Genomic DNA, 11167 nt, shown 5'->3' with positions numbered 1-11167 from the left:
GCGCGCCCCCGGGTGGCAGGATGCGGCCATGTCCTCGTTGCCCCTCGACGGCGTCACCGTCGTGTCCTGCGAACAGGCGGTCGCCGCGCCGCTGGCCACCCGGCACCTGGCCGACCTCGGGGCCCGCGTGCTCAAGATCGAGCGGCCGGGCAGCGGCGACTTCGCCCGCGCGTACGACGAGACCGTGCACGGCCTGTCCAGCCACTTCGTCTGGCTCAACCGCTCCAAGGAGAGCGTCACGCTCGACCTCAAGAGCGACGCCGCGGCGCCGGTGCTGGCGGCCCTGCTCGACCGGGCCGACGTGTTCGTGCAGAACTTCGCGCCCGGCGTCGCGGAACGGCTCGGGCTGGGCGCGGCGCGGATCCGCTCGTCCCGGCCGCGGCTGATCACGTGTTCGATCTCCGGCTACGGCTCGAGCGGCCCGTATCGCGACGCGAAGGCCTACGACCTGCTCATCCAGTCCGAAGCCGGGCTGGTGTCGGTGACCGGGTCCGCGGCCGAGCCGGCCAAGAGCGGCATCCCGGCCGCCGACATCGGCGCCGGGATGTACGCCTTCTCCGGCATCCTTTCCGCGCTCTACGACCGGGAGCGCACCGGCCGCGGCACCGAGCTGGAGATCAGCCTGTTCGACTCGCTGGTCGAGTGGATGGGCTTCCCGCTGTACTACGCCGGCTACGGCGGGACGCCGCCACCGCGGACCGGCACCAGTCACGCGGCGATCGCGCCGTACGGCTCCTTCGCCGCGGGCGACGGGACCGAAGTGGTGCTGGCCGTGCAGAACGACCGCGAGTGGGCGGCGTTCTGCGAGCACGCCGTCGAGCGGCCCGGCTGGGTCACCGACGAGCGGTTCGCCACCGGCAGCGCCCGCGTCGCCAACCGCGCTTCGCTGGAACGGGAGATCGAGGCGATCTTCGCGGCGTTGACCGGCGCCGCGCTGGAAGCCCGGCTGAGCGCCGGCCGGATCGCCCACGCGCGCCGCCGGGAACTGCCCGACGTCCTGGCGCACCCGCAGCTCACGGCCCGCGACCGGTTCGCCGAGGTCGGCACCCCCGCCGGCCCGGTCCGCGCCACCCTGCCGCCGATCACCGTGCCCGGCCGGGCACCGCGGATGGATCCGGTCCCGGCGCTGGGCGAGCACACCGACACGGTGCTGGCGGAGTTCGGGTTCGGCCCGGAAGCACTGCGGCGTCAGGGTGCGGTGTAGCGCAGGGCGATCTTGTGCGGTCCCGGGCGGCCGGTCTCGACGAAGCCGAGCCGTTCGTAGAAGGCTTTCGCCCGAGTGTTGACGTCGAGGACTTCGAGCACGACGTCCTGACCGCGTGACGCCGCTTCGGCGACCAGCGCCTTGACGACGTGGCCGCCGACGCCGCGGCCCTGGTAGACCGGGTCGAGCTCGATCCGGCCGAGGACGACTTCGGCGCCGTCGTCGAGGACGGTCAGCGAGCCGGCGTCACGGCCGTCGACGGTGATGATCTGCGTGTGCTTCGCGTCGAAGTTCTCTTCGTGGTAGGCACGCTGGGCCGGTTCGTCCCAGCCCCAGATCGCGTCGACGTACTCCCCGAGCGCGTCGCGGTGCACCGAGAAACAGAACTCGTCGTCGCCGGACCGGAGCCGGCGCAGCTCGACCCGGCAGGTCTTGCGGGTCACGGTCTCACCCGCCCAGGATCCGCCGGGCCCTGGCGAGCACCGGCTTGTCGACCAGCTGTCCGTCCACAGTGGACACCGATGCTCCCGCCGTGACCACCCGGCGCGCCCACTCCCGCTCGGCCTCCGTCGGCGCGAACCCGGCTCGGACCGGAGCCACCTGCCGAGGGTGGACGCAGAGCTTGCCGCCGAAACCCATCCGGCGCGCGTAGCGGACGTCGGCGGCGAGCCGGTCGCCGTCGTGCAGGTCCGTGGTGACGCCGTCCACCGGCGGCGCGAGCCCGGCGGCCGCCGAGGCGATCACCAGCCGCGAGCGCGCGTAGGCGAACGGCTCCGGGTCCTCGGGCGCGACACCGAGTTCCGCCGCGAGGTCGACGCTGCCGAACGCCAGCCGCGTCACCGACGGAACGGCGGCCAGTTCTCCCGCGCGTTCGACGCCTCGCGCGGTCTCGACCAGGGCGATCACCTCGCGGAATCCGGCGAGGACGCCGGGCGTCTCGGCTTTCGGCACGACCACCGGCACGCCTCGCCCGGCGACCAGGGCGGCGTCGGCCTCGAACCAGGGCGTGCCCGGCGCGTTGATCCGGACCATCGCTTCGCCGCGCTCGAGCCAGGCGCCGACCTCGGCGCGCGCGGTGTCCTTGTCCGCCGGGGCGACGGCGTCCTCGAGGTCCAGGAGCACGACATCGGCGCCACTGGCCGCGGCCTTGCCGAAGCGGTCGGGCCGGTCGCCGGGCACGAAGAGGAACGTGGTCGCGGCCAACGGCCACCTCCTCCCGGTCGGCACCAACATATCCGGGACGCCGGGGCGCGAGTAAGGCGCCGGGCGGCCAGGACGACGTGTTCACCCCATGTGGGTGGCGTCCCCTCAGGACGAAAGTGGGTTTCCTCAGCCGACGAGAAGAGGACCGGCCATGCGAGGCGACTGGATCCACGACTGGGTGCGGGTGGAAATGGAGTACCGGGCCGGGCCCGCGCCGGCAGGGCCGCGGGAGCGCCCGGCCCGCCCGGCATCGCGCCCCTGGAAGACCTTGTGGGCGGCCCTGTTCGAAAGCCACCGGCCCGGTCCGGCCCCGACCGGGAAGGTCGCCCTGCCCCGCTGCTGACCGGCGGGGCCGGAACCCGTCAGCCGGCGAACCGGCCGATCGCGACGAACGCCGCCAGCACCAGCAGCACGACGTTCATCGGCAGCGCTTTGGTCTCCTTGCGCCGTGCGTGCACGATGATCGCCCCGATCTGGACGATCACCAGCCCGGTGGCGGCCAGTGGAGTGAGCACGGGCACGATGTCGAGCGCCCACGGCAGGATCAGCCCGAGCGCGCCGAGGATCTCGACCGCGCCGATGCCCTTCACGGCCGCGTCGGGGAAGTCCGCTGCCCAGCCCATGTTGGGGTTCTCGAGCAGCTTCTTCCGCGGGGTCGCCAGCTTCATGCCCCCGGCGCCGAGGTACAGCGCGGCGAGCACACCCGACACGACCCACAGGACGACATTCACGAGAACCTCCGGTTGGGAAGAAAGTGATTGAACACTACACCACTTTCCGGAGGAAGCGTCTCAACTTGGCGGTCGCACCGCGGTCCGTCCGCCCGGGAAGCTGCGCCAGGCAGCAATCGGCCAGGGCAGTGAAGCTCCCGGGCAGCGCCGCGGGGTCCGCTCGGCTCACCGCCTGCGGTAGCCCAGCGCCCCCGCGTCGGCCTGCTCGGCCAGGTATTCCGCGAAGGTGATCTTGCCCTCGCGGTGTTCCGGCGCCAGATGGCCACCGGCCGTGTACGCCCGGAACGTCTCCCCCGGCACGCTCACCGGCACGATCCGCCGCCGCCTGCCGCCCGCCTCGGCGACCGCCTGGGCGAGCTCCGCCGCCGCCAGGACCTCCGGACCGCCGAAGTCCGGCGCCCGGCCCGCCGGGTCCGCCGGCGCCAGGTCCGCGAGCCTCGCGGCGACGTCACGGACGTCCACCGGCTGGAACAGAAGCCGGGGCACGGGCAGCACCGGCAGCCGGGACGCGCCCGCGAACAGCGTCCGGACCAGCGCGTGGAACTGGGTGGCCCGCTGGATCGTGTACGGCAGGCCCGAGGAGGCGATGACCTGCTCGGCCTCGTGCTTGGCCCGGTAGTAGCCGAGCGGGACGCGGTCGACGCCGACGATCGAGACGTACACCAGGTGCGGGCCGCCGGCCCAGCGCGCGGCCTCGACGAGCGTCCGCGCGAGCTCCGCTTCCCGCCCGAGGTAGTCGGTGGCGCAGTGGACGACCGCGTCCACCCCGGCCACCGCGCTGTCGATGCCCCGCCCGGTCCGCAGGTCACCGCGGACGACGTCGGGAGCGGCCCGGCGGCTCAGCACGCGGACCTCCTCCCCCGCCGCCCGCAGCCGCGCCACCACCGCGCCGCCCAGCTGTCCGGTGCCGCCGGTGACCAGGATCCGCACGTCGACCACCGCCGTGCGCACTCAGGTGCGGTTGATGGTGAAGGTGGTCGTCCGGTTGCGGATGTCCTCGGCGTTGTCGCTCAGGGTGAGGCCGGTGAAGGTCGCCGAGCCGACGGCCGGGCCCTGGTCCGGTTCCGGCAGCTCGTTGGCCCAGATCCCGATCCCGGACTTGGCGTCGAAGGCGTCCCCGCTGCGGTGGGCGCCGGTGATCGACACGTTCGTCAGCACGGTGTCCTCGACCGGGTGCTCCGGCGTGGTGCCGTCGTACTTGGTCTGGAACATGATGCCGCTGTAGGTCGGGCTCTGGATGTCCACATCGGACACCCGGATGCCGCGGAACTCCTTGGACGCGGAGAACAGCCAGATCGCCGGGAACGTCTGCCGGCCCCAGAAGTGGCCGCCGTCCCGCACGAGGGAGGCGTTCTGGACCGTCGTCGGCTGCGGCCCGAACCCGAGGAAGGGGTAGCCGAAGTCGAGCGAGCTGATCGTGATCGCCGAGTACGTCAGGGTGTCCGCGATGTAGAGGTTCCGGAAGGTGTTGCCGTACCCGCCGTAGACCGCCAGCCCGGCCGCGCGCCACGGGGTGAGCGCGGTCAGGTTCTCGAACACGTTGTCGTACTGGTTGCCCTGGTTGAGGTCCGTGGCGGCGAACAGCGCGAAGCTGTCGTCACCGGTGGACCGGGCCTCGTTGTTCGTGACGTGGTTGCCCGTGCTGCCGTTGGTGAGGTTGACCCCGTCGGCGAAGGTGTCGCGGATCCGGGAGTTCTTGATCGTCGTGTTGTCCACGTTGGTGCCCCACACCATGACCACCTGGTGCTCGACCCAGATGTTGTCGATCGTCAGGTTGGCGACGTTCGTCAGGTTGAACACCTTGCCGGGGCCGTCGATGCGGGACGTGTAGTTCCCGAACACGGCGAACCCGCTGAACGTCGACCCGTTCGCGCCCGCCTGCACGTCGATGCCGATGTCGGTGTTCTCCTGGCCGGACGGCGCCGAGAACTTCGTGAACCAGGGCCCGGCGCCGGTGACCGTCACGGCCTTGCCGTAGACGTTGAGCTTGCTCGACAGCGAGTAGTTCCCGGCCGGCAGGTAGACGCCGGTGAGGGCGGTGTCCTGCCGGACCTTGTCGAGCGCGTTCTGGACGTCCTGCTGCGTGAACCCGGTGGGCACCGCGAAGTGCGCCGGGTCCGGGTTGGCGGTCGCGGTGACCTGCTCGAAGTTCACGAAGTCGATCGCGTAGTTCGTGCTGTTGGCCGCGTCCTTCTGCAGCTTGATCTTGTGGCCGGCGGGCACGGTCGTGCCCAGCATCGTGCCGGCCTCGTCGTAGATGTGGCGCGGGCCGGCGCCCGGCGAGTTGCCCGGGCCGGTTTCGGCGCCGTAGAGCCACGCGTAGTGCGAGGTCAGGTCGATGGCCTTGAGGAACGTGCCGTCGACGTAGACGTTCAGCGTGGCATCGATCCCGCCGCCGCCCGCGGAGTCCGGGATGGAGAAGCGCGTGACCAGCGTGTTGGTCGACGCGCGGGTGGTGAACTCCACCGACGAGCCGGTCGAGTTCAGCGTCACGGCCTTGCGGCCCGACGCCTCGCCCGCGAGGTCGCCGATGGTGCGGTTCGGCCCGATCACCGCAGCGCCGCCCGAGACGACGCCGTCCTCGGCCTCGTACATGTCGTAGGGCATGTTCGCGCCCCGGCCGGCGAACAACGCCTGCGTGCTGGTGTTGTTGCCCTGCTTCACCGGCAGCTCGTTGGCGTCGGTCGCGACGACCGTCTTGACGGTGTACCGGCCGTTGGCCGCGGTCCAGGTGCCGACGGTCACCGGCGCCGCGGTCGCCCCGGCCGCGATGGTGCCCGGGTACGTCCCGCTGAGCGTCTTGACGACGGTGCCGTTCTGGTCGGCGATCGTCACCGTGACGCCGTGGGCGCCGCCCGCGGACGCGACCGTGCCCTGGTTGCGCAGGGTCGTGGTGAACGTGACCGTGTTGCCCGCCGACGGGTTGTTCGGCGCCCACGCGGTGGCCGCGACGAGGTCGGAGCTCGGCACCGGGCTGACGACGAGCGCCGTCGAACCGGTGTAGGAGTTGTTGGCCTCGTTCTGTTCGATGACGGCGTTGGCCTCGTCGACCTTCGCGGTCAGCTGGTAGCTGCCCGCGTCGCGGGTGCCGGTGTTCGCCGGCACGGTGGCCGACGCGCCCGCCGCCAGCGCGCCGACGGCGGCGGTCCCGACCTTGGTGGTGCCGAGGTAGAGGTTGACGTTCGTCGCGCCCGAAGCCGCCGTCCCGGCGTTGCGGACGGTCGCCGACACGGTGATCGCGTCGGTCTCCACGGGGTTCTGCGGCGACCAGGACACGCCCGAAACCGTCAGATCCGGGTTGGGCGCGGGGACGCCGAAGACCTGGAACTCCGCGGCCTGCCCGCCGCCGGCGCCGGAGTTGGCGGTGACGCGCAGGCGGACGTCGGCGACGCGGCCCCCGAGCGGGATCGTCACGGTGTTGCCGCTCGCGGGGCTGAAGCTGTAGGTCTGCGCGGCGGCGAGGGTCGTGAACGCGGACGCGCTCTGCTCACGGCCTTCGACGGCGATCGTCTGGGTGCGCGGGCCCCACGCCGGGTCGGGGTTGAGCTTCACCACCACCTGGTTCAGGTCGGCGTTCGCCCCGAGCGCGACGGTCAGCAGGTTCGGGTACGTTCCGCCGCCGCCCTCCCAGTAGGTGGTCAGGGAGCCGTCGTCGGCGTTGGCCGCGACGTACGTCCACTCGGTCGAGGACGCCGTGATCGGCTTGCCCAGCGCGAGGTTCGTCCCCACCTGGGTGCCGGTACGGGTGACGGTCGCGCTGTTCGCCGACTGGTTGCCCGCGGCGTCCTTGGCCCGGACGAAGTACGAGACGGTCGCGCCGTCGGGCTGGTTGTCGCTGTAGGTCAGGACGTTGCCGGCGACGCTGCCGCGCAGCTGGTTGTTCGCGTAGACGTCGTAGCCGGCCACGCCGGTGTTGTCGGTCGAGGCCGACCACGTCAGCCGGATCTGGCCGCTCGCGGGCTGGGTGTAGGCGAGGTTGCCGGGCGCGGACGGCGGCTGGGTGTCCCCGCCGGCCGGGCCGTGCACCTCGAACTCGGCCAGCTGCGCGGCGGGCCAGCCGGTGTTGGCGCTGATGTTCAGCCGGACGTACCGGGTGTTCGCGGTCAGGTTCACCGCGACCGTGTTGGCCGTCGCGGGGTCGAAGCGGTAGCCCGCCGACGGGAGCAGATCGCTGAAGCTCGTGCCGTTCGCGCTGCCCTGCACCGCGAAGGTTTCGGTGCGGGCTTCCCAGTTCGCGGGCAGCTTGAGGACGAGCTGGGCGACGTCGGTGGCCGCACCGAGGTCGGCTTGCACCCACTGCGGGAACTGGTTGTTCGTGCTCTCCCAGTAGCTGGCCTGGCTCCCGTCGCCGACGTTCGAAACGGGGTAGCCGGCGAGCTGGCTGCTGGCAGTGTAGGTCGCGGCGGCGGCTTGAGTGGCGGGCTGGACGGCGGCGGGCACGGTGTACGCGGCCGGCGTGCCGCTCGCCGCCACAGCGGGGGCGGCGAGGAGCAGGGACAGGGCGGCGTAGGTCGCCGCGCGCGACAGCAGTCGCTTCGTTCTCATGGGGTTCCTCTGATCCGGGAGGAGGGGAGAGACGGCTCGGGGCGAAAGACCGGGGCACGGGACACGCGGCGGACGCGGTCCGGGGGCGCACGCGGGCAGCACGGAACAGCCGTCATGGGCACCTCTTCGTCGAGGACTGAGCGGATCTTCCCGATCGATGCTGCGATTTCTCGTGCTGCTGTCAGATTCTTGCACTGATTCGTTCAAGAGTTACCGCGACGGCGGTCTCAAGTCAACGCCCGGGCAGCAAAAAGGCCTCCTCGCACAGGAAGCGAGGAGGCCGTTCGGCAGCCGGTCAGGAGTGGACGGCGCCGAGCCGGATCGCGCGGGTACCCCGGGCGTCGACCGGCTCGCCGCAGTGCGCGCAGACGGTGACCGGGTCCAGGACCTCGCCACACGTGTGCCGCCACAGGGTGGGCGGCTCGCCCTGGTGGACGTACTTGTCACCCCAGGCCATCAGGCTCAGCAGGATCGGCTGCAGCGCGCGGCCGGCTTCGGTCGGGTAGTACTCGTGCCGGGGCGGGTGAGCCTCGTACTGGACCTTCTCGAGGACACCCGCGTCGACGAGCTTGCGCAGCCGCGCGGCCAGGATGTCGCGGCTGGCGCCGGTGTTCTCGGCGATCTGGTTGAACCGCCGCTCCCCCAGCATGATCTCGCGCAGCGCCAGGAGGCTCCACCGCTCGCCGACGACTTCCAGGGCCTCGGTGACCGAGCATTCGCGACCACGCCGGACCATGCCACCTCCAAGGGGTTGAAAATCCAACCTAGCACGTCAGCTCACTGTGACCGGGCTGACAAGTGAGTTGTGGAATCCAACTCGTATGGCGTATACCGAAGTCATCCCCAGCTGCGAGGAGGCAGACGCCATGACGGACGCGGTGATCGTCGACGCGGTACGGACCCCCATCGGCAAGGGCAAGCCGAACGGCACCCTTTCCGGGGTGCACCCGGTCGACCTGCACGCCCACGCCCTGCGCTCGCTCGTCGAACGCACCGGGATCGACCCGGGCCGGATCGACGACGTCATCAGCGGCGCGGTCGGCCAGGTCGGCGAGCAGAGCATGAACACCGCGCGCTGGGCGGCACTTGCCGCCGGGCTGCCGGAGTCGGTGCCCGCGGTGACCGTCGACCGCCAGTGCGGCAGCAGCCAGCAGGCCGTCCACTTCGCCGCGCAGGGCGTCATCGCCGGCGCCTACGACGTCGTGATCGCCTCCGGCGTCGAGTCGATGAGCCGGGTGCCGATGGGCAGCCAGGCGGCCGGCCGCGACCCGTTCGGCCCGCAGGTCGCCGCCCGCTACCCGGACGGGCTCGTGCCGCAGGGCATCAGTGCGGAGCTGATCGCCGCCAAGTGGGGCCTCACCCGGGCCCAGCTCGACGAGTTCTCGGCCGAAAGCCATCAGCGCGCCGCGAAGGCCTGGGCCGGCGGCAAGTTCGCCGCCGAAGTGGTCCCGCTCAAGGCACCCGGGCCCGACGGCACGCTGCGCGAGGTCACGACCGACGAGACCGTCCGGCCCGGCACCACGCCGGAGATCCTCGCCGGGCTGAAGCCTGCCTTCCGCGCCGACGTCTGGGAGCAGCGGTTCCCCGAGCTCGGCTGGCACGTCACCGCGGGCAACTCCTCGCCGATCAACGACGGCGCGGCGGCGGTGCTGATCACCAGCAGCGAGACGGCCGCCGCGCTGGGCCTGAAGCCGCGAGCCCGGATCCACAGCTTCGCCGTCGCCGGCGACGACCCGCTGTACATGCTCACCGGCGTCGTCCCGGCCACCCGCAAGGTCCTGGCGCGTGCGGGCCTCGAGGTGTCGGACATCGATGCCTTCGAGGTCAACGAGGCGTTCGCCAGCGTGGTGCTCGCCTGGCAGGCCGAGATCGGCGCCGACCTGGCCAAGGTCAACGTCAACGGCGGCGCGATCGCCCTCGGCCACCCGCTCGGCGGCAGCGGCGCCCGGCTGCTGACGACGCTGCTTTCGGTGCTGGAGCAGACCGGCGGCCGCTACGGCCTGCATACGATGTGCGAGGCGGGCGGCCTCGCCAACGCGACGATCATCGAACGCCTGGCCTGACCCCGTCGTGCGTGGTGAGGGCGGGTTCTAACCCGCCTTACCACTCACGACCACTTGCGCCAGGTAGCCCCGCAACGCAGCCACGGCTGCCCCGGGATCCGTGGCGGCGACCGGGAAGACCTCGTCGAAACCCCGGGCCAGGAGTTCGTCGCGGCTGCTGCCCAGCCGGCCGCCGAGCACCACCGGCATCCCGGCCAGTGCGAGGTCGGCGCGCACACGGCGAAGCACGGACGTGCCGTCGGCACCGAGCGCGGTGGACAGCAGCAGGCAGCCGGGTCGCTCGCGACGGCAAGTGCCGAGTACCACCTCGATCGGCGGCCGCGCGCCCAGCGCGCGCAGGTCGTGGCCCGCGCGTTCGAGGACGACCTGCAGGGCGAGCAGGCTCCACGCGGCCGGGTCCAGGCTGCACAGCACGATCTTCACCCCGGACAGAGCGTCCGGCGGCGCGGAAAATACGTCAGCCGGGGTCGGGCGGTTCCTCGACGCCGTCGCGGTCGGCCCACTCCAGCAGCGGGTCGAGGGAGAACACGGCGTCGTCGATCCCCGCGTGGAGGTCGCCGAGCTCGGCGAAGCGGGCGGGGACGGTCGCGATCGTGCAGTCGCCCGGCTCGACGTCGTCGATCTCCTCCCAGCGGATCGGCGTCGACACCGTGCCCTCGGGGTTCCCGCGGACCGAGTACGCACTGGCGATCGTGTGGTCGCGGGCGTTCTGGTTGTAGTCGACGAAGAGCAGGCGCGGGTCGCGGTCCTTGCGCCACCAGGTCGTGGTGACGTCGTCCGGGGCGCGCCGTTCGACCTCGTGGGCGAAGGCCAGCGCCGCGCGCCGGACGTCGGAGAAGCCCCAGCGGGGTTCGATCCGGACGTAGATGTGCAGGCCGCGGCCACCGGAGGTCTTCGGCCAGCCGACCGCGCCGAGCTCGTCGAGGACCTCGTGGGCGACGTGCGCGACGCGGCGGACGCGGTCGAAGCCGCAGTCGGGCATCGGGTCGAGGTCGATGCGCCATTCGTCGGGCTTTTCGGTGTCGGCGCGCCGCGAGTTCCACGGGTGGAACTCCACTGTGGACATCTGCACGGCCCAGGCGACGTGCGCGAGTTCGGTGACGCACAGTTCGTCGGCGTGCCTGTTGTAGCGCGGGAAGGTCACCCGGACGGTTTCCAGCCACGGCGGGGCGCCGTGGGGCACACGCTTCTGGTGCACCTTCTCCCCCGCCACGCCCGACGGGAAGCGGTGCAGCATGCAGGGCCGCTCGCGCAGGGCGTTGACGATGCCGTCGCCCACCGAGAGGTAGTAGTTGACCAGGTCGAGCTTCGTCTCGCCGCGCGCCGGGAAGTACACCCGGTCCGGGTTGGAGATCCGGACGGTGTGCGGGCCGACTTCCAGCTCCACCGCCGCCGACTTCTGTGCCATGGCTCAGACGCTA

Annotated in this window: 11 protein-coding genes; 3 read left to right on the top strand and 8 right to left on the bottom strand. The window is 71.9% G+C overall.

The features are described 5' to 3' along the window. The first annotated feature begins 28 nt into the window (after window positions 1–28). Complete coding sequence (locus A3CE_RS55835; protein ID WP_020647566.1) at window positions 29–1204, top strand: CaiB/BaiF CoA transferase family protein; 1176 nt, start codon at window positions 29–31, stop codon at window positions 1202–1204. Here the strand turns inward: A3CE_RS55835 and A3CE_RS0149465 are convergent. Next, on the bottom strand, window positions 1189–1647 hold the full coding sequence (locus A3CE_RS0149465; protein WP_020647565.1) for a GNAT family N-acetyltransferase: 459 nt from the start codon (window positions 1645–1647) through the stop codon (window positions 1189–1191). The two genes, A3CE_RS55835 and A3CE_RS0149465, sit on opposite strands and share 16 nt — an antisense overlap. A 4-nt stretch (window positions 1648–1651) precedes the next feature. Next, a complete protein-coding gene (locus tag A3CE_RS0149460; protein WP_020647564.1) occupies window positions 1652–2407 on the bottom strand; it encodes an HpcH/HpaI aldolase/citrate lyase family protein in 756 nt (251 codons plus the stop codon). Between the two features lie 151 nt (window positions 2408–2558). Between A3CE_RS0149460 and A3CE_RS53095 the strand changes: the two genes are divergently transcribed. Next, on the top strand, window positions 2559–2750 hold the full coding sequence (locus A3CE_RS53095; RefSeq protein ID WP_020647563.1) for a hypothetical protein: 192 nt from the start codon (window positions 2559–2561) through the stop codon (window positions 2748–2750). 19 nt (window positions 2751–2769) lie between these two features. Here A3CE_RS53095 and A3CE_RS0149450 read toward each other — a convergent pair whose 3' ends face one another. The 4 genes from A3CE_RS0149450 to A3CE_RS0149435 form a co-directional block, all read right to left on the bottom strand. Continuing rightward, window positions 2770–3138: a DoxX family protein gene (locus tag A3CE_RS0149450; protein WP_020647562.1), complete on the bottom strand. Its 369-nt coding sequence runs from the start codon at window positions 3136–3138 to the stop codon at window positions 2770–2772. 165 nt (window positions 3139–3303) lie between these two features. Further along, complete coding sequence (locus A3CE_RS0149445) at window positions 3304–4077, bottom strand: SDR family oxidoreductase (protein ID WP_026469628.1); 774 nt, start codon at window positions 4075–4077, stop codon at window positions 3304–3306. A gap of 12 nt (window positions 4078–4089) precedes the next feature. Beyond that, a complete protein-coding gene (locus A3CE_RS0149440) occupies window positions 4090–7683 on the bottom strand; it encodes a CARDB domain-containing protein (protein ID WP_020647560.1) in 3594 nt (1197 codons plus the stop codon). Window positions 7684–7978: 295 nt separating this feature from the next. After that, window positions 7979–8419, bottom strand: a complete 441-nt coding sequence (locus tag A3CE_RS0149435) for a winged helix-turn-helix transcriptional regulator (protein WP_020647559.1) — start codon at window positions 8417–8419, stop codon at window positions 7979–7981. Between the two features lie 130 nt (window positions 8420–8549). On the opposite strand from A3CE_RS0149435, the gene A3CE_RS0149430 reads away from it, so the two are divergent. Continuing rightward, window positions 8550–9746: a thiolase family protein gene (locus tag A3CE_RS0149430; protein WP_020647558.1), complete on the top strand. Its 1197-nt coding sequence runs from the start codon at window positions 8550–8552 to the stop codon at window positions 9744–9746. Window positions 9747–9773: 27 nt separating this feature from the next. Here the strand turns inward: A3CE_RS0149430 and A3CE_RS53090 are convergent, their stop codons facing one another. Beyond that, window positions 9774–10169, bottom strand: a complete 396-nt coding sequence (locus A3CE_RS53090; protein WP_020647557.1) for a hypothetical protein — start codon at window positions 10167–10169, stop codon at window positions 9774–9776. Between the two features lie 34 nt (window positions 10170–10203). Next, on the bottom strand, window positions 10204–11154 hold the full coding sequence (gene ligD, locus A3CE_RS0149420) for a non-homologous end-joining DNA ligase (RefSeq protein ID WP_020647556.1): 951 nt from the start codon (window positions 11152–11154) through the stop codon (window positions 10204–10206). Window positions 11155–11167: the final 13 nt, after the last annotated feature.

The organism is Amycolatopsis balhimycina FH 1894, assembly GCF_000384295.1.
Taxonomy (GTDB): domain Bacteria; phylum Actinomycetota; class Actinomycetes; order Mycobacteriales; family Pseudonocardiaceae; genus Amycolatopsis; species Amycolatopsis balhimycina.
This window is presented reverse-complemented; position numbering and strand designations above follow the sequence as displayed.

Excerpts from the sequence above, each read along its gene's own strand:
- A3CE_RS55835 (WP_020647566.1), top strand. The coding sequence starts at position 29 with ATGTCCTCGTTGCCCCTCGACGGCGTCACCGTCGTGTCCTGCGAACAG.
- A3CE_RS53095 (WP_020647563.1), top strand. The coding sequence starts at position 2,559 with ATGCGAGGCGACTGGATCCACGACTGGGTGCGGGTGGAAATGGAGTAC.
- A3CE_RS0149440 (WP_020647560.1), bottom strand. The coding sequence starts at position 7,683 with ATGAGAACGAAGCGACTGCTGTCGCGCGCGGCGACCTACGCCGCCCTG.
- A3CE_RS0149435 (WP_020647559.1), bottom strand. The coding sequence starts at position 8,419 with ATGGTCCGGCGTGGTCGCGAATGCTCGGTCACCGAGGCCCTGGAAGTC.
- A3CE_RS0149430 (WP_020647558.1), top strand. The coding sequence starts at position 8,550 with ATGACGGACGCGGTGATCGTCGACGCGGTACGGACCCCCATCGGCAAG.
- ligD (WP_020647556.1), bottom strand. The coding sequence starts at position 11,154 with ATGGCACAGAAGTCGGCGGCGGTGGAGCTGGAAGTCGGCCCGCACACC.